The following is an 18,353-nucleotide window of genomic DNA, read 5'->3' on the forward strand; positions in this document are numbered from 1 at the left end:
AGGTAGGGAGGAATATGGCAAACAAAAGATTTGGGATTGTGGGATTTCCTTGGGATGGAGGCGCTTCATTAGGCCGACCTGGAGCACGCTATGCACCGAAAGAAATCCGAGAAGCAGTTCAGTGGTTTCAAAATCGAATTTCTGACCGGAAAGTATACGATGTGGAAAGAAGAAGATTAGTTGATCTAAATGATGTTGATATGATCGATTACGGGGATATTGAGATTGTAGCTTATAGTAGAGAGGCGACATTTGAGAATGCAGAGCGAAAAGTGAAACAGATGTTACAAGAAAATACTTTTCCTTTTGTACTTGGAGGAGACCATTCGATTTCCTATCCAATCATAAAGGCACTGCATGAGCAAAGTGAGGGGAATATAGCAATCATTCAATTTGATGCACACTTAGATTTGGTTGATGATGATCCCATCCAGGGCAAATATTCTCAAAGTAGTCAGATGAGAAGAGCATTAGAACTGCCAAGAGTTGAGGCGAAGCAAATCGTACAAATTGGGGTTCGAAGTTACAATTATCCATGGTATGCAGAGTATTTGAAGCAAAATGAGATTGTGCAAATGACTGCAAGAGAAGTTCATCAAATGACGGCGAAAGAAGTAGCAGATCAAGCCTTGGACGCTTGTGCTGGTGCAGAAAAGATCTATCTTACTTTTGACATAGATGTACTTGATCCAGCGTTTGCCCCAGGAACCGGGGCAAATGAACCAGGAGGTTTGACCCCTGCACAGTCATTTGCTATTCTAGATCATCTTTATCCACATATTGACGCGATGGATATAGCGGAAGTAAATCCACTATACGATCATCAGCAAATAACAACGAGTATTGCAGCACGTATCCTTTTTGATTGTTTAACACAACGGTCTATTGTAAACCATAATTAAAGTGACATCGATTTGGATGTCTTTTATATTTCAGGAAAAAAGGAGAGTTAGTATCTTGAAATTAAAAACAGCAGGGATTCATCATATTACAGCGTTTGTATATGATGCACAAAGGAATGTGAATTTTTATGTGGGCGTATTAGGATTACGGTTGATAAAAAAAACGGTTAACTTCGATGCTCCAGAAGTTTATCATCTCTATTTCGGAGATCAAATAGGTACACCAGGCTCAGTCATCACCTTTTTTCCGTTTAACCAAGGTAAAAGAGGTCGAATAGGAGGTGGGCAAGTAGGGTCGGTTACTTTTGCAATTCCTATTGGAGCAATATCATTTTGGGAAGACAGGTTAAAAAATTATGATGTAACTTACCAAGTTATTGAACGGTTTGATGAAATGTATTTATGTTTTCAAGATCCTGACGGAGTACAGTTAGAGCTAGTAGAGCGAGCAGATGGAGAGAATAGTGAATGGTCAGTTGAAGGGATTTCAACAATACATGCAATAAAAGGTTTAGGCGGTGCTAAGTTATATAGTTTATCACCTAATAAAACATTGGGTCTTCTTCAAGAAGGATTAGGATTAGAAAGAATAGCTGAGGATTCAAATTGGATTCGATTATCTTCTTATGGGGCTCTAGGAAATATAATTGACCTTAATCGAAATAGTATAGAACGAGGAATGGGTGGATTAGGTACTGTACATCATATTGCTTGGCGTACTCAGGATCAAGAAGAACATTTAAGGTGGAGAGAGAAGATATTATCTTTAGGATTACAACCTACTGATCAAGTTGATCGACAATATTTTTTAGCATTATATTTTCGAGAACCAGGTGGGATTCTTTTTGAAATATCAACAGATTCTCCAGGTTTTACGGTTGATGAACCTATTGATCAGTTAGGCCGAAATTTGAAGTTACCTCTTTGGTTAGAACCTCATCGAAATGAACTTGAGCAGTTACTGCCACCTATAAATGTACGTGCTTTAGAAGGTGATCAAACATGATTCATACTTATATAAAAGGATCATCGCCTCATACCATCATATTGTTACACGGAACAGGTGGTGACGAGAATGATTTACTCTCAATTGGAAGTATATTGAATCCTAATTCTACATTGCTTGGTATACGAGGGAATGTACTTGAAAATGGAATGTCTCGATACTTTAAAAGAGTTGCTGAAGGAATATTTGATGAGCAAGATTTAGTTTTTCGGACAAAAGAGTTAAAAGAGTTTATTGACGTAGCCATAGAGAAATATCAACTCGACAGACAGAAGATTGTTATTGTTGGATATTCAAATGGAGCAAACATTGCTGCAAGCATGATTTTTCATTATGGTGCAATTTTCCAAGGTGCTATTCTATATCATCCTATGGTGCCAATACGCGGAAAAATGATCCCTCAATTAGCGGGAATGCCTGTTTTAATAGGAGCAGGGAAAAATGACCCTATTTGCAGTATAACGGAAACCGAAGAATTAGCTAAACTTCTAAAGGAAGCAGGGGCTGAGCTAACAGTCCATTGGGAAAATCATGGTCATCAATTGTCAGAGCCTGAAGTTCATTTTTCGATAAAATGGTATAATTGTTATATTTTATAAAAAATAGGAGGGACGTTGAATGAAAGTGATAGATGTGACCACGTTAAGCCAACAGGAAAATTATAAGTGGATGATTGGAAGTATTATTCCTCGGCCTATCGCATTAGTCACTACTCTTTCCTCCCAAGGTATAATAAATGCTGCTCCATTTAGTTATTTCAATGCTGTGACTTCAAATCCACCCTTATTGTCGATAGCAGTTGGTAGAAAAGATGGTGTTCAAAAGGATACAGCAAGAAACGCAGTGGAACAAGGGGAATTTGTAGTACATATAACAGAAGAATCAAATGTAAAACAAGTGAATCAAGCTTCTATTCCACTTCCCAGCAATCAAAGTGAGATTGAGTTTGCCGGATTTTCTCCTTGTCCCAGTAAGTTTGTTTCCGTTCCAGGCGTTGCAGAAGCCAAAATTCGAATGGAATGTAAGTTAGATAAAATTTTACCATTAGGAGGGAGTGAAGAGAAACCAGCATGTGATCTGATAATAGGTCGAGTTGTTTGTTTGCATGTTGAGGAAGAATTGTATGACCAAGGAAAAATTGATCTAGGCGCACTTCGTCCTGTTAGCAGATTAGCAGGTAATGATTATGGGAAAATTGGAGAGGTTTTTTCAATCGAAAGACCTATACAAAAAGATTGACTGATTTCGGTAAGTTTTGGGAAAGGTAATTACTGATGGTATGTTAGGAGGGTAGATTATGTTAAAGATAGGGATTATTTTAGGAAGTACGAGACCTGAACGGGTCAGCCCACAAGTTGGCAAATGGGTAAAGGAAATTGCGGATCAGCGCGGTGACGCAAATTATGAAGTCGTTGATATTGCTGACTATCAATTACCTTTTTTAGGTGATCCAAATGGTGAACAACAGGTAAGAGCTTGGACAGAAAAGCTAAGGGAATTAGATGGATTTGTCTTTGTCGTTGCTGAATATAACCATAGCATAACGGGTGCTTTAAAAAATGCTCTCGATTTAGCACGCGATGAGTGGAATAATAAGGCGGCTGGTATGGTTAGCTATGGTTCTACTGGTGGCGCTAGAGCTGCAGAACATTTAAGAGGCATTATGGGCGAGTTGCAAATTGCTGATGTACGTACACATCCAACATTGTCTCTGTTTACGGATTTTGAAAATTTTAACCAATTTAAGCCACAAGATTTACATTTCGATAATGTCAATATGATGTTAGATCAGGTCTTGGCATGGAGTAATGCTTTAAAAGGGCTGCGCTCTTAATAAGAAACGCTGGTTGTTCATGATACACCTTGGATTATATTTAACTAGTAAGAAAATCACCAGCTTCAGAGAATGATGAAAGTAGATGTCGGATGAGGGAGGATGCAGCTTCTCACTATCTGACATCTTTTTATTATAAAATTTTAATACTATAAACAAGTTTGCAAAACAAACTATATCATGTAAAATGAATAAAAAAATAAGATGGGAGTTGCTCTTATTTTTATCACTTAGCTGAGTAAATGTATTACATTGCATAGTTCCATTAATTGATGAACAGCGTGTAACTGTAGACGATTTCTTCGATTGATGATTGAAACTGCTTGTTGTGTTATCTTTTTAAGGTCATCTATTTTTTTGTTATCAAATGCCTGAATCAATTCTTTTATGCTTTTTAGAAAATAAACTGATTCTCTTAGCATACGAATAAGCAGAATTTTACGTAAATCGTTTGGTGAATAGATACGATATCCATTTAGAGGATCACGATGGGGTAGTAATAATCCTTCTTTTTCCCAATGACGAATCGCAGAGGGGGTTACATTTGCTAGTAAAGCCACTTCTCCAATCGTCATTTTTTTTTGGATCCTTCTATCATTCACACTAGGAAAATCAAACGTTTGGATGACCTCTAGGGTTTGATCAGTGAGTAATTTTTCTTGGTGTAATTTCGACAGTTCTTGATTTACGATCCATAAGGCTTGGTCTAGTTGCTTTTTTTGAAGATGTTTCAACACTTTGGAGGTAATAGGGACACCAAAGCCTGCAAACATAGCACGGAGGCAACGGAAATAGGCAAGATGTTCAATTGTATAAAGTCGATAGCCATTTTTGGCTCGTTTTGGTTTTGGAATCAATCCCCAGCTTTCATAATGCCGTAATGCGCTAGTGCTCACTTGAAGTTCTCTAGCAATTTCGATTGGCTTATAATAGCGCAATTTTGTTCCTCCTCTATTTCATGTTTTTAAACATTAACAGATCAGAGCACTAGAATCAAACATTCAATGAAAAGATTCAACCACCTAGATAAGGTTTTAGAGTATATATGCTTTGTTTTCAATTAGCTTTGGTGGCTAGGTTTGCACTTGCATGAATGTTGTAAAGTATAGATAGAGGAGGTTGAGAGATGAAAGAATTTATTATTATAAAAGGTGCAAAGGAAAATAACCTAAAAAGCATTTCAATTAAAATCCCAAAATATCAATTGGTTGTAGTAACTGGACCATCAGGTTCTGGAAAATCAACGCTCGCTTTAGATATTTTACAGAGGGAATGTCAACGTCAATATATGGAATCAAGTGGTTTGGCAACAGGTTCCATGTCAAAACCGAGGGTGGATACGATTATCGGGCTTTCGCCATCTATTGCGATTACCCAACATGCCACAAATCGTAATCCGCGTTCTACTGTTGGTACAGTAACTGATTTATACGCACTATTACGGCTTATATTTCAACAAAAAGGCCAGCGTCGGTGTATAGCATGTCGAGCAATGATTCCTCCAAAAGAAGCAGCTTATGACCATGAAGAGATCCATTGTCCGGCTTGTAATGCTCGGAATCGGATTTTAACAAAAACAGACTTTTCTTTTAATGCACCAAATGGGGCTTGTAGGACTTGTGGTGGGTTGGGAACGGTTATGGAAATTGATATAGAAAGAGTTTTTGATAAAAAGAAGAATCTATCAGAAGGTGCTATTACTTTTATGTACGAAAGTATGAACACATACCTTTTTTCGATTTTAAAAGCGGCTAGTAAACATTACAAATTTGAATTTGACCTAGAGAAACCGTTAGCTCAGTATACGGATGTTGAATGGGATTTACTTTTATACGGAGTAGAAAGTGAGGAATTTTCTCGGCATTTTCCATCGATTTCTCCCCCTAAAACAGTGACGAAAGGACGTTTTAAAGGAGTACTTACTGGTATGTGGCAAAAATATCGAGAGAAGGATGGACAGTCAAGTGAAGCTGCTTATTTTCAAACGCAAATATGCTCGGATTGTAATGGTGAGCGATTAAATGAAGAGAGTCGCCAAGTTACTGTAAACGGTCAGACGCTTCCTCATCTATCCCAATTCTCTTTATTTGAGTTACAAACCTGGATTGAACAACTTAGAGATCAAGAACGAAAAACTGACGATGCATTATTTGATACGGTCTTACATGATTTATTAACAAAGTTAAATCGTTTAAATCGTGTAGGTTTAGGATATTTGACAATGGATCGACAAGTAATCACACTCTCTGGAGGGGAAACTCAGCGGTTAAGATTAGCTACTGTGCTAGGATCAGGTTTGACTGGGGTGCTGTATCTATTAGATGAGCCAACCTCTGGACTCCATCCGAGAGATGCAGCAGGTTTGATTCAAATATTAAAAGAACTACGTGATTTAGGAAACACGGTTTTAATAATTGAGCATAGCAAGCAAGTGATCGAAGCTGCTGATCATATCATTGATATGGGTCCAGGAGCTGGAAGTTTTGGTGGGGAAATCATTGGACAAGGGTCACCGAGTGAATTGATGACTCAACCAAAATCAATTACAGGTCACTTTTTAAAAACAACATCCCCATTGAGATCAAAAAATCGCAGTGGAAATGGTAAAGCTATAACCATTCATGGGGCAACACACCATAATCTAAAAAATATAAACGTTTCATTTCCATTACACTCTTTGATTACTGTTTCAGGCGTCTCAGGTTCTGGGAAATCAACACTTGTATTTGATATTTTAGCAAATGCAAACGATAAAAAGGTAATAGGTTGTCAAGCTGTTACAGGGCTTGAGTGGATTCAAAAGATGATTACAGTTGGACAAGCTCCATTGACTCGCATGAAAAGATCAAATGTAGCAACTTATCTTGATTTATTTACCCTATTGCGTAACCTTTTTGCCTCTTTACCTGAGGCAAAAAAGAAAGGTTTTCGTTCTAAGCACTTTTCTTTCAATACATCTGGCGGTCGATGTGAACGATGTGAAGGTATGGGTATTGTAGATGTTGATATGTTCTTTTTAACCGATTTAAAGGTTACATGTCCCGCATGTAAAGGGAAAAGGTATCGACCTGAGATTTTAGCCATACAGTACCAAGGTTATTCAATTACAGATATCCTATCGTTAGGAATAGAAGAAAGTCTCTCCTTATTCCAGAAACAGAGGAAAATTGTAAAGCTGCTCAACTTATTATGTGAAGTGGGGCTTGGCTATTTGCAGTGGGGACAACCCGTCACTACGCTTTCAGGAGGAGAAGGGCAACGATTGAAATTGGCCAAAGAGTTAAGCAGTTCAAGTCATGAACATACCCTATATCTACTAGATGAACCGACAACGGGTTTGCACGCTACCGATATAGAAAAACTATATGTATTACTTAGCAAATTAGTAGATGCTGGTAATACTGTTATCTTAGTTGAACATAATATGGATCTGATTTCTGCCTCGGATTGGGTGATTGATATGGGGCACGAAGGTGGAGAAATGGGTGGTCAGGTCATTGTATCTGGCATTCCAGAGGAAGTGGCAAAAAATACTCAATCTTATACAGGGCAATTTTTGAGTAAAGCTAACTTAGTTAATATATAAAAAGAGACCCTTTCACAGGGTCTTTATTACTTGCTATTTTTTTCTGAAACCAGATGAGCAATTTTATCGATCGCTTCATTTGCTTTTGAACCAGAGACCATTTGGATACCCATTTCCTGAATTCGTTTATATGCCTCATCCAATTTCGCTTGTAGTTCAGCCATAGATTCATGTGCTGCTGTTAATTGATTTTTAAGGTTATCTCGTTCGGTTTCAAGAATACGCTTATCAGCTTCAATTTCTTTCTTCATTGCACCTTCTTTAATTGCCATTTGTCTTTTGAATTTCTCTTTTGCTTTGTTTTCTGCTTCTTCCTTGATACTGGCAATTTTATCTGGCAATGAAGCAACCTCAGCTTCTAGCTCTTCCATTTTCTCTTCACGTTTGCTTAAATCGCTTTCCCGTTCCTGAAGTTGTTTTTCAATATCTTTTTGTTCATAACGCTTCTTTTCAAATTCGTTCTCAAATATCTTCCTTTTTTCTGCCAATTCGTCATTTAGCTCGTCATAAGATTGCTTTTGATGACGGGCAAAGTCATATTGAAACTCTTCTTCTTGTCTAGATTTAAGTTGTTTCAATTCTGCTTGTTGCTCTTTAAGTAATACTTCATGTTCTTCCCTTGCCAATTGAATAGCTTTTCTAATTTCTTCCAATTCATTTGTGGCTTTTTCTTTTGCTTCTGTTAACTCTTGTTCTTGTTCTAGCTTTAGTGTTTGATGTGCATTTACAAGACCTGCTAGCGTATGGGCCTGTTTTTCAATACCATATAATTCTTGAAGTTCTGCTTCTTTGATAGTAATTGCTTCAGTAACCGTTTTCAAATTTTTTGCTTGTTCTACTGTATCTTCTCCGATTTTAGTAAGTAGCTGTGCGACTGATTTTGATAGATCAGCTATCTTTTCATCAATATCTTCAGAGATAATTTCATTAGCTTTAGAAGTGGTTTCTACTTCTTTTTTGATATTTGACACCGCAACTGCGTCTAATTTTCCTTTTTCTAATTCAGTGATCTTTTTCTCAGCGTCACGTAATGCTTTGAGGATTGTTGCTTTTGTGTTTCTCTCGGTAATTTTGCTCATCGTAATCCTCTTTCTTATATGTATTATCGAACTAATGATCTTATTTTAATTCTTAATCATCTAATTGTCAAAAGGGTGTAAAATATAAATAATGGAATTGAATAAAATGGGGTGGGAGAATGAGAAAAACAAATGTTTCTGCACATCGAGGATTATCGGCTGGCATGCTAGAAAATACAAGGAGTGCCTTTGCTAAAGCGATATCGATAGGCGTTGATGAAATTGAATTTGATGTTCATCTATCAAAAGATGGAGAAGTGATTGTTATCCATGATGAAACGTTGGATCGAACAACTACTGGAACGGGTGAGGTTCGGAATTATACTTTAGATGAGTTGAAGAAATTTCGGATTAAAGATGAACAAGGAACCCCTACGCTTGAAACAGTGCCAACCTTAGATGAAGTACTTGATCTAATCAAGCAAGGCGGAACTCACGTAAAGGTAAATATTGAATTAAAAACAGATGTATTTCAATATGAGGGTCTTGTAAAGAAAGTAATCCAAAAAATTGAAGGTCACCAGCTACCTAAGGAGCCGTTTTTATTCTCTTCATTTCATCATGATACGTTAAAAGAAGTACCTGAAGGATACCAAAGGGGGCTATTATATTATGATCATAATCAGCCAAATGATCCTTGGATAAGTGCAAATCAATATGGAGCTACATCGATTCATTTTGATCAACAAACTCTTACGAAAGATCTTGTAAGAGAATGTCATAAACGAAAACTTCAAGTTCGTGCTTATACAGTTAATGATGAAAATGTGATGAAAGACTGTTTGGATTGGGGTGTAGATGGGATTATTACTAACTTTCCAGAGAAAGTAATGGAGCTTAGACGAGCTAAGAATCAAGATTTTGACATTATTCGATTAAATGGGAATGATCGTGATCGGTAATTTTTATAAAATTTCACCAAACTCTCTGCTATACTATTTTCAGTAAGTTGCTGGTTAGGAGTGAATTGAAATTGGATGCATTTGTGCAGCAAAAAATTAAAAATCGTTTTATTCAACGGGTAGAAGAGCATTTAAAAAAGAAACCAGGGAAGTATTTAACAAATCATGATTTAATGCAAAACGGAGATCGATTTGTGGATCGGTTATTAGATGGTTTTCCTTTAGCTATTTTTGGACTAGCTCCTGTATTAGGTCTGGTTCATTTTAACCGATGGATTCATTACATTACACTTGGATTAGCCGTTTTGATGTCGTTTTCAGAATCGCCATTTTCAGGCATTTTTTCACTGATTTCCTTATATTTATTAGCCGCATATTTCTATGGTTGGATTGTATTTTCAATTAATGGATTGGTGAATTGGAATTCGCAAAGAGGTGTAATGCGAGATTTTACTTTAAATCTACAGCATGTTGTAAATTGCACAATAGATATCTATCAAGCAAACCAAAATATATTAAGTAATTATAAAATTGAATCATGTGGTCCGAAGTATCCAGGGTGGTTTAACATCTTTCTGTACGCTCATCCTGGACAAGGAAGTGTGATTAACCAAGCTTACATTCAAGGAATCTATTCTTTGGAAGCGCGGTATTTTCAAATTGAAAACGATTTAATTAGTTTTCAAATGAATGCGATGGGGGAGAAAATATATGCACAAGGTTTATCAACGGTTTATTCTCAACCTACATATGAAACGCAACAATCCATCACATATGATCAACCCATTACAAATAAACAATCATCAATAGAAAGTGAAGTGACCAGTAGTCAACCAATCAATCGGGAAGCAATGCTAGCAGAAGCCTATAAAGAGTTGCAGCTGATGATCGGTTTACAGCCCGTTAAGGAGTATCTATCTGAAATGCAAGATATGATTTCGCTTCGTATGGAACGTGAGAAGATTGGGCAATCATTGTCTTTAGGAAGCATGCATATGTTGTTTACTGGGAATCCAGGAACAGGTAAGACAACTGTTGCCAGGGTTGCAGCCAAGATACTTTGTGGACTTGGTGCTGTCACGAAAGGTCATCTAGTAGAAGTAACACGTGAGGACTTAGTAGCTGAATATATTGGGCAAACCGCTCCTAAAACGAGAAAAGTGATTGAGCAGGCAATAGGTGGGGTGCTTTTTATTGATGAGGCTTATACCCTGGGTAAAGGGGGAGATAATGATTTTGGGCAGGAAGCAATTGATACATTGGTGAAGGGAATGGAAGAAAATCGATCCAATCTGGTTGTCATTTTAGCAGGTTATACAAAGGAAATGAACGATTTCTTAAAGAAAAATAGCGGTTTACGTTCTAGATTCCCGAATATAGTGGAATTTCCGGATTATACACCTGAAGAATTACTAAAAATTGGTCGGAACATCCTGGACCAGCAAGGTTTTGTTGTAGATGAATCTTCAGAGAAGGCTTTATTGCAAATCTTAGAGCGTAGACAGATTGCAGGACGAAATGATGATGGAAATGGGCGTCTAGTGCGAAACGTGATCGAGGAAGCAATACGTCGTCAATCGAAACGGTTGAAACAAAAAGGATATCATCAACATGAGTTAAAAGTTCTTCAAGCTGAAGATTTTGGGTTCATTCCATCTGAAGAAAAGTTTGATCTAGAAGCTGAGTTTGCTCAAATTGTTGGAAATGAAGAAATTAAAGAACATATCAGGATGCTAACAGCTCAGTTGCATATTCAAAAATTGCGACGTGAACAGGGACTAAGTACAGCGGGGGGTCAGTCTCTTCATATGGTATTTAAGGGAAGTCCAGGAACGGGAAAGACTACTTTTGCTCGTTTAATTGGCAAAGTATTACGTGAAGTGGGTGTGCTGAAGTCGGGGCAATTGATAGAGACGGATCGCAGTGGACTTGTTGCTTCTTATATTGGACAAACTGCTCCAAAAGTTTATGAAGTGGTGAAAGAGGCATTAGGTGGCGTTTTATTTATTGATGAGGCATATGCACTAGCTTCTGGTTCAGAGCAGGACTTTGGACGAGAGGCAATTGATGCCTTAGTGAAAGCAATGGAAGATTATCGTGAAAATCTAGTTGTTATTCTTGCTGGCTATGAGAAAGATATGGATCAGTTTTTTGCTGTAAACTCAGGATTACAATCTCGCTTTCCAACCATTTTTACATTTAAAAACTATACTCCAGCAGAGTTATACGAGATTATGGAGAGATTTGTAAGTAAGGAAAACTATTTACTAAGTAATGGGTGTAAAGAAGTGATTATGCAACGTTGTGTAGAAGAATATCAATCTGATAATCCAAGTAATGGACGCTTTGTGCGTAATCTTTTTGAACTAGCGATACGAAAACAATCGATTCGCTTACAGCGAGAGAGAGCATTGGATCGTGAAACATTAATGCTTTTAAAGCCTGAGGATTTCCAGAATTAGGAGTGGTGGTGTGAAGGTAGTTGAATGGAGAAGAGAGTTTCATCGATATCCTGAGATCGGTTTTACTGAATTTTTTACAGCAAGTAAAGTCATCGAAACTTTACGATCATTAGGTTTTTCCGTGCTATATGGTCAGGATGCAATGGATGGCGCTGCTCGCTTTGGTGTTCCAGCTAAGGAGATATTAGAGAAAGCCTATCATCAAGCAATGAAGCGAGGTGCAAATCCTGCTCTCCTAGAATCGATGAAAGGTGGTTATACAGCGGTAGTTGGTATTTTACAAGGGAAAGAAAGTGGTCCAACACTTGCTTACCGTTTTGAGTTAGATGCCTTACCAATAGAGGAAAGCCAGTCAACTGATCATCTCCCTCATCGGTTTGAATTTCGCTCAAGGTTGAAAGGCCAGATGCATGCATGTGGTCATGATGCTCATCTTGCCATTGGTTTAGGGGTAGCAGAAAAAATTGCTGATCGAAACTTTGCTGGAACGATCAAATTGATCTTTCAACCAGCAGAGGAAGGTGTTCGAGGTGCGCGCTCGATGATTGAAAAAGGAATTGTAGATGATGTTGATTTAATCATTTGCCAACATATTGGCATGGGTGTACCTACAGGACAAATACAAGGTGGCGTTGAAGGTTTTTTAGCCACAACTAAATTAGAGGTTACTTTTTTAGGAGAACCAGCTCACGCAGGTGCTGCGCCAGAAAAAGGGAAAAATGCTTTGCTTGGTGCAACTACAGCATTTTTTAATATACAATCTTTAGGTCAACATAGTGGGGGTAAGGCGCGGATAAATGTCGGAGTCTTAGAGGGTGGGACTGCTGCTAATATAATTCCAGCTACTGCAAGAATGGTGATCGAAACACGAGCTGATCAGCAAGAAGTCAATCAAGAATTAGTTGAGCGAGTCTATCAGATCATTGCTTCGAGTGCAATGATGCATAGGCTTGAATATTCGATTGAAATCATTGGAGAAGCTACAACTTTTCAATGTGACGAAGAGTTAGTTTCTTTGGTTTTAGAAGAAGCTGAACACATTGAAGGCTTTACATCATTGCAGAAATCTAGTGTGACAGCCGAAGGCAGTGAAGATGCCAGCTTATTGATTCGAAGAGTGCAGGAAAGAGGTGGATATGGTACATACTGTATTATTGGTTCTGATCTAGCAGCACCTCATCATCATGCTCATTTTGATATTCATGAAGAAGTCTTACCACATGCTGTTCAGTTATTAGAACGAATAGCAAGACGAGACTGGGAAATTGCTCACTTTTAGGTGGGCTCTTTGTATGCGCTTAATTTTTTAGACAGTTTTGTATGAAATTGAGGTATAATGATCGTTGTTATAAAATAAACATTTTCAATAGATGATTCATCGTTAGAAAGGAACTGTGGACATGCATTTATGGGAAATATTTGTAGGGATTATCCAGGGTTTAGTAGAAGGTCTTACTGAATTTGCGCCTGTTTCATCAACCGGGCATATGATTTTAGTCGATGATTATTTGTTAAAAACCAAAGAACTCTTCTCTAAAGATGTAGCAAATACATTTAAGGTTGTAGTCCAGTTGGGGTCAATTTTAGCTGTGCTCATTGTATTTAAAGATCGTTTTCTTAATTTATTAGGTCTCAAAAAGGAAACGGCTGTCCAAGAAGAGACTGGAAACCGCTTGAAATTGACACAAGTAATCGTCGGTCTTCTACCAGCTGTAGTTCTGGGATTCATTTTTGAGGATTATATTGATGAATATTTATTCTCTGCAAATACTGTCTTGATTGGTCTTGTATTGGGTGCGGTATTAATGTTGATAGCAGACTGGTTTCGTCCAAGTCGACCGAAAGCGCAGACTGTTGATCAAATAACATATAAACAAGCACTAACAATTGGACTCTTTCAGTGTTTTTCTTTATGGCCGGGTTTTTCACGTTCAGGTTCTACTATTTCTGGCGGTGTCCTGTTAGGACTAAGTCATCGTGCTGCATCTGATTTTACTTTTATTATGGCACTGCCGATTATGTTAGGTGCAAGTGGGTTAACTTTGATTAAAAATTGGCAATTTTTCTCTCTAGATGTACTCCCTTTCTTTATTGCAGGATTTGTCAGTGCTTTTGTTTTTGCACTTCTTTCCATTCGATTCTTTTTAAAATTGATCAACCGTATTAAATTAGTCCCATTTGCAATCTATCGCATTGTGTTAGCTTTAATCCTATATCTCTTCTTTGTTTAAGAAAAAACTCTTCCTATGGATGTTTCGTAGGAAGAGTTTTTTTGTCTTGTATAATTGTTTGTAAGAGTTGACCCATCTGCTGTCGATTAAATGGTCCATTCATTTTGTGTTGAATGACGTTTTGTTGATCAAGTATAAAGGTTGTAGGTAGACCCACGATGGTTGGGTGAGAAACTGTCTGAAATTTATTTACTAGATAAGGAAATGAAAAGTGTTGTTGCTGAAACCATTTTTTTGCTAGTGTTGCATTGGGTTCAAATGATAGTGAATGGATGATGAGAAAATGGATTTGTTGGTGTTGCTCTTTGTATTTACGGTTTAAAAATGTAAGTTCCTTTTTACATGTATCACAATTTGAACTCCAGAAATAGAGTAAAGTCGGCTTTCCATCTGCTTGGTCAGATGAAACTTTCTCTTGTGCCGCGTTTAACAAGTTAAGATTAGGTATACAGGAGCCAACTTCAAATTTATGAAAAATCGGTTTCTTTTTGACACAACTCTTAATGGGGACAAGAATTGATCTCTCTTGTGATATAAATCGGGCATATATAAATCCTCCAATTAGACCAAGTAACATTAAAGTAGTGATCATAATAAATAATGTACGTTTATTAATAAGCTTACTTTTCATGATGAGGCCCCTTTGGATTGGTAAACCGATTTAGGACATTTTTTACAATTTGTGTTAAATTGGGATCGATGGCTAAACTACCTCCAAAAGTAATCGATCCAACAGAAAAAACTCCGCCGCCTCCTGGATGATCATAATAAACCATTTCAGCGCCCCCGTTATTTGGATTTGTACCCTTTGCCAATAATACGATATTCTTGGGAGAAGATTTGTCTCTTTTATCTGTTTCATGACCTGATGCCCCACCACGGTTTAACCCCATCGATCCGATCAAGTCACCTTTTTTAAGATTTGTGTTTGTAAAAATCCAATGATTTGGATTGATAACTTGATAAGGCTTAAATGTCATATAACCTTTTGGCGTATAGAGTGCACCAAGGATTTTTGACTCAGGTAAACCTAGGTTTCTCCAAAGTCCTCCTCGTTCACCATTTAATGTATGGTAGCCAAAAATCTTTCTAGCTTCTATCTGGTCACCCTGTTGAACAACTTTCCAGTAGATAGCGTTTCCAGAAAGGCAAAGCAGATTTCCGCCATTCTTTAAAAATGATTCTAAACCTTTATACATCTGTTTACTCCAATACTCTCCATGTGTATTGATGATAAGAGTTCCAAAAGACTGCAAGAGATTTGGATTATTATGTAAGTCAGGATCAGAAATAACATGAAAAGGATAGCCATTTCGTTCTAACCAAGCTAAGATTAATTTCTCAGCATTCGCCAAATGTTCTGGATTGCCAATCGGGGTTGCTGCTTCATTAGGACGTTGTGTATTTACTATTTGTCCATGAATAGGTTTCAAATCATTTTCAATCAGATATTTATAAAGTGATCCACCACCCCAAGTATTATAGGCTTGCCATGTGTTAGTTGATGAAAGAATGGCAATGCGCTTCTCTTTGGGAAGGAGAGGGTCAATCTTCTGTTTTAAATTAAAGCTAACATAGAAGTCCTTTCCAGAATTATCGTAAAGCCGAGCCGCATACAAACCTGTAGACCATTGTTTCGGTATTTTAAAATGTAAACTAGTTAACCAATTAACACCGTTTCTATATGCATATTCCGGATAATTTTGGCGATAACCAGTTATATTTTTTACTGTCTGCACAATATGTTCATCGGCACCATAGCTGATAAAATCGACTGAGAATTTTGGATAGGGTGAGTGTACCTTTAATTCAATCACTTCTTCTGGAAAATAGCTTACTTTAGGTGAGTACCCTTCGATTGAATGATAATTTTCAAGCATTAGAGGTTCACTTACCTTGATTGTGGCATTTAATAGTTTAAATCCCTCTCCACGATGATTAAGATCGAGATAAACATTCTTATCATGATCGATCAATTCTGGTGATAGTGTAACATTAATTTCCCTTATTAGATTCGAAATATGTTTAATTTTATCTGCAGCAGATGGATGTGTAGGGTAGATGCTAGGCCCTGTTCCGATAATTGTACCCCCTTTATTTGTAACGATAAGTTTAATTTCCTCTGGTAGTGTACCTTGGTATGTAAGTGTTAAATGTGCGGTTCCCATTTTTTGAAAATGATTCATTTTAACTGTAACTTTTCGAAGAAGGGAGAGGCGCTGGTTTGAAACTTTTTTCATTGCAGCATATGTTGTATTAAATCTTGAGAAAGTGGTTAAGCCCAAGGAAACTAAGAATGTTCTTTTTATGAAGTCTCTTCTATTCATCCATTTCCACCTAATCATTCATAGCTGTATAAATCCTAGGAATATACGCATTAAAATTATATATGATAGTTAATGGGCAAGCAAAGAATTGTTAAGTTAATTTGCAAATGTTTTATAGTCATATAAAAAGAATCCATTATATTAAGAAGTTAAATGTTCATTAAAAACCTGGATAATAAAAATAAAACCAAAGAAGGTGAAGTAGTGCATCAAATTCTTATTGTAGAAGATGATTTGAAAATTGCTAGGAAAATTGCTTCATTTTTAATACCATATGGATATACAGTTAGGTGGATAATAGATTTTCGAAATGTATTAGAGCAAGTAGAGGAATATCAACCTGATTTGATTGTGCTAGATGTAAATTTACCTAGTCAGGATGGATATACATTATGTAAGCAAATACGCCTGGATTCTAAAGTACCTATCCTTTTTTTATCAGCTAGAAGTAGTGATATGGAGCAAATATTTGGGATGGAGAGCGGGGGAGATGATTATCTTACAAAACCATTCCAATTAGAGCTTCTGTTGGCAAAAGTCCGAGCGCTATTACGTCGTTCCTATGGAGAATTGTCTTCTATGAATCAACAAAAACCCTTTTTAGCTGAGCTAAATGTGAACGGACTTATTTTACGGCTTGATCAAATGGAGATGGTTTACAATGGTGAAACAATATCTCTGACTAAGAACGAATGTAAATTATTACATTTAATTTTATCTCAATCGGGCAAAGTAGTCACAAGAGAAGAGTGTCTGGAAAGATTATGGGATGAGCAGCATTTTGTTGATGATAATACTCTGACAGTTAATGTTACCAGAGTACGAAAGAAATTAGCACGTTGGGGACTCGATCATGCAATTGAAACCAAACGAGGGGTTGGCTATCGTTGGGTGAACGAAACATGAAACAAGGGATGGTTCTATTTTTACGTGATCGGTTTGGTTGGTCTTGTTTATATTTTGGGGGTTTCTTTTTTATTATGATTTACTTTTTATTAACTTTTCGATTTCATCATATTTCACTATCAATTGGGGAATGGTTCTATTTTTGGGTTTTAGTCTTTACTCCTTATATTGTACATATCATTTTTTCATTTTTACGCTGGTATCCAATTTATCAAGAGTGGAATTTTCGTAGTCAACAAATATCAATTGATCACTTTGTCAAACGAAAAGTGAAGGGGAGTATGGAACAGAAATTTTATCAACAAGTTTTGTTAAGACAGTCGGAATTATTTCTTACAGAGCAAGAAAAGTTAGCCGAAAGATATCGTTTGCAGCAAGACTTTATGAATCTCTGGGTACATCAAATGAAAACTCCGTTAGCCGCTATTTCCTTGGATTTCCAACAAGCACCTACTCATCCTGATCAGTTAAAAAGTTGGATTGTAAGTTTAGAAGAGGAGTGGGAGAAGTTAGACCGTGGGCTTGACTTAGCATTATCAATGGCAAGAATTGAGGATTTTACCTTTGATTATCATATACAGCCCATTTCCTTAATAGACGATGTTCGTCAACTTCTGAATGATCGTAGAAAATCCTTTATTCGTCATCGGATTTATCCACAACTAGATGCTGAAAAGTCGTTAAATTGGACGATATTGAGTGATAAAAAATGGAATCGTTTTTTACTTGATCAAATTATTCAAAATGCAATCAAATATACAGCGCAAGTGCGCCAGCAAAGTCAATTATTGATTCTGCTAACCCAAGAGGGGAAAGAGATCGTTTGTAGCATTCGAGATCAAGGACCTGGGATACCAGCTCAAGATTTAAAACGAGTTTACGCTCCTTTTTTTACAGGTGAGAACGGACGACTTTTTGCTGAGGCAACGGGGATGGGACTTTATTTAGTTAAAAGATTATGCGATGAACTTGGACATCAAATACACATGGAGTCGGAATTCGGAAAAGGAACCACTGTGATCTTACGATATCAAAAATATAGAGAAGCCTTGCAATAATGTAAGGCTTTTTTTTGATTTGTAAGGATGATCGATGGGACGGTTGATTTGTGGTGTGTA

16 protein-coding genes are annotated in these 18,353 nt (G+C 37.1%); 12 read left to right on the plus strand and 4 right to left on the minus strand.

Annotation, left to right across the window (positions count from 1 at the left end; translation table 11 throughout):
* Positions 1–14 precede the first annotated feature (14 nt).
* From speB to BUB71_RS00400, 5 genes are read left to right on the plus strand one after another with little or no spacing between them, the layout of a single operon-like run.
* Complete coding sequence (speB, locus tag BUB71_RS00380; protein WP_073150189.1) at positions 15–902, plus strand: agmatinase; 888 nt, start codon at positions 15–17, stop codon at positions 900–902.
* Positions 903–957: 55 nt separating this feature from the next.
* Positions 958–1,908, plus strand: a complete 951-nt coding sequence (locus BUB71_RS00385) for a VOC family protein (protein ID WP_139278935.1) — start codon at positions 958–960, stop codon at positions 1,906–1,908.
* Complete coding sequence (locus tag BUB71_RS00390; protein ID WP_073150196.1) at positions 1,905–2,507, plus strand: alpha/beta hydrolase; 603 nt, start codon at positions 1,905–1,907, stop codon at positions 2,505–2,507. The genes BUB71_RS00385 and BUB71_RS00390 overlap by 4 nt, the downstream gene beginning before the upstream one ends.
* Positions 2,508–2,526: 19 nt before the next feature.
* A complete protein-coding gene (locus BUB71_RS00395) occupies positions 2,527–3,147 on the plus strand; it encodes a flavin reductase family protein (protein WP_073150200.1) in 621 nt (206 codons plus the stop codon).
* 58 nt (positions 3,148–3,205) lie between these two features.
* Positions 3,206–3,742, plus strand: a complete 537-nt coding sequence (locus BUB71_RS00400) for an NADPH-dependent FMN reductase (RefSeq protein WP_073150203.1) — start codon at positions 3,206–3,208, stop codon at positions 3,740–3,742.
* A gap of 230 nt (positions 3,743–3,972) precedes the next feature.
* Here the strand turns inward: BUB71_RS00400 and BUB71_RS00405 are convergent, their stop codons facing one another.
* Positions 3,973–4,680 carry a TioE family transcriptional regulator gene (locus BUB71_RS00405; protein ID WP_073150206.1) on the minus strand — a complete coding sequence of 236 codons (708 nt, stop codon included), beginning with the start codon at positions 4,678–4,680 and terminating at the stop codon, positions 3,973–3,975.
* A gap of 188 nt (positions 4,681–4,868) precedes the next feature.
* On the opposite strand from BUB71_RS00405, the gene uvrA reads away from it, so the two are divergent.
* On the plus strand, positions 4,869–7,328 hold the full coding sequence (uvrA, locus tag BUB71_RS00410; RefSeq protein WP_073150210.1) for an excinuclease ABC subunit UvrA: 2,460 nt from the start codon (positions 4,869–4,871) through the stop codon (positions 7,326–7,328).
* Positions 7,329–7,354: 26 nt separating this feature from the next.
* On the opposite strand, the gene BUB71_RS00415 is transcribed toward uvrA, so the two are convergent.
* A complete protein-coding gene (locus BUB71_RS00415) occupies positions 7,355–8,407 on the minus strand; it encodes a coiled-coil domain-containing protein (protein ID WP_073150213.1) in 1,053 nt (350 codons plus the stop codon).
* A 119-nt stretch (positions 8,408–8,526) separates the two neighbouring features.
* On the opposite strand from BUB71_RS00415, the gene BUB71_RS00420 reads away from it, so the two are divergent.
* From BUB71_RS00420 to BUB71_RS00435, 4 genes are all read left to right on the plus strand, one after another.
* Positions 8,527–9,309: a glycerophosphodiester phosphodiesterase gene (locus BUB71_RS00420; RefSeq protein ID WP_073150216.1), complete on the plus strand. Its 783-nt coding sequence runs from the start codon at positions 8,527–8,529 to the stop codon at positions 9,307–9,309.
* 71 nt (positions 9,310–9,380) lie between these two features.
* Positions 9,381–11,771: an AAA family ATPase gene (locus tag BUB71_RS00425; RefSeq protein ID WP_245815479.1), complete on the plus strand. Its 2,391-nt coding sequence runs from the start codon at positions 9,381–9,383 to the stop codon at positions 11,769–11,771.
* 10 nt (positions 11,772–11,781) lie between these two features.
* Positions 11,782–13,050 carry an amidohydrolase gene (locus tag BUB71_RS00430; protein WP_073150220.1) on the plus strand — a complete coding sequence of 423 codons (1,269 nt, stop codon included), beginning with the start codon at positions 11,782–11,784 and terminating at the stop codon, positions 13,048–13,050.
* A gap of 121 nt (positions 13,051–13,171) precedes the next feature.
* A complete protein-coding gene (locus BUB71_RS00435) occupies positions 13,172–14,002 on the plus strand; it encodes an undecaprenyl-diphosphate phosphatase (protein WP_073150223.1) in 831 nt (276 codons plus the stop codon).
* Positions 14,003–14,015: 13 nt separating this feature from the next.
* Here the strand turns inward: BUB71_RS00435 and BUB71_RS00440 are convergent, their stop codons facing one another.
* Both BUB71_RS00440 and BUB71_RS00445 read right to left on the minus strand, forming a co-directional pair.
* A complete protein-coding gene (locus tag BUB71_RS00440) occupies positions 14,016–14,633 on the minus strand; it encodes a TlpA family protein disulfide reductase (protein ID WP_073150226.1) in 618 nt (205 codons plus the stop codon).
* A complete protein-coding gene (locus BUB71_RS00445; RefSeq protein WP_073150229.1) occupies positions 14,623–16,329 on the minus strand; it encodes a N,N-dimethylformamidase beta subunit family domain-containing protein in 1,707 nt (568 codons plus the stop codon). Before BUB71_RS00445 ends, BUB71_RS00440 begins: the two co-directional genes overlap by 11 nt.
* A 204-nt stretch (positions 16,330–16,533) precedes the next feature.
* On the opposite strand from BUB71_RS00445, the gene BUB71_RS00450 reads away from it, so the two are divergent.
* Positions 16,534–17,235 (plus strand): response regulator transcription factor, encoded by a 702-nt coding sequence (locus tag BUB71_RS00450; RefSeq protein ID WP_139278936.1) that lies wholly within the window; start codon positions 16,534–16,536, stop codon positions 17,233–17,235.
* Positions 17,217–18,293 (plus strand): sensor histidine kinase, encoded by a 1,077-nt coding sequence (locus BUB71_RS00455; protein WP_073150237.1) that lies wholly within the window; start codon positions 17,217–17,219, stop codon positions 18,291–18,293. Before BUB71_RS00450 ends, BUB71_RS00455 begins: the two co-directional genes overlap by 19 nt.
* The last annotated feature ends 60 nt before the right edge of the window (positions 18,294–18,353 follow it).

It is taken from the genome of Seinonella peptonophila (assembly GCF_900129355.1).
In the GTDB taxonomy this organism is placed as follows: domain Bacteria; phylum Bacillota; class Bacilli; order Thermoactinomycetales; family Thermoactinomycetaceae; genus Seinonella; species Seinonella peptonophila.

What these genes read in the sequence shown, in the direction of transcription:
- BUB71_RS00420 (WP_073150216.1), top strand. Translation starts at nt 8,527, where the DNA reads ATGAGAAAAACAAATGTTTCTGCACATCGAGGATTATCGGCTGGCATG.
- BUB71_RS00440 (WP_073150226.1), bottom strand. Translation starts at nt 14,633, where the DNA reads ATGAAAAGTAAGCTTATTAATAAACGTACATTATTTATTATGATCACT.
- BUB71_RS00445 (WP_073150229.1), bottom strand. Translation starts at nt 16,329, where the DNA reads ATGAATAGAAGAGACTTCATAAAAAGAACATTCTTAGTTTCCTTGGGC.
- BUB71_RS00395 (WP_073150200.1), top strand. Translation starts at nt 2,527, where the DNA reads ATGAAAGTGATAGATGTGACCACGTTAAGCCAACAGGAAAATTATAAG.
- BUB71_RS00400 (WP_073150203.1), top strand. Translation starts at nt 3,206, where the DNA reads ATGTTAAAGATAGGGATTATTTTAGGAAGTACGAGACCTGAACGGGTC.
- speB (WP_073150189.1), top strand. Translation starts at nt 15, where the DNA reads ATGGCAAACAAAAGATTTGGGATTGTGGGATTTCCTTGGGATGGAGGC.
- BUB71_RS00415 (WP_073150213.1), bottom strand. Translation starts at nt 8,407, where the DNA reads ATGAGCAAAATTACCGAGAGAAACACAAAAGCAACAATCCTCAAAGCA.
- uvrA (WP_073150210.1), top strand. Translation starts at nt 4,869, where the DNA reads ATGAAAGAATTTATTATTATAAAAGGTGCAAAGGAAAATAACCTAAAA.
- BUB71_RS00390 (WP_073150196.1), top strand. Translation starts at nt 1,905, where the DNA reads ATGATTCATACTTATATAAAAGGATCATCGCCTCATACCATCATATTG.
- BUB71_RS00435 (WP_073150223.1), top strand. Translation starts at nt 13,172, where the DNA reads ATGCATTTATGGGAAATATTTGTAGGGATTATCCAGGGTTTAGTAGAA.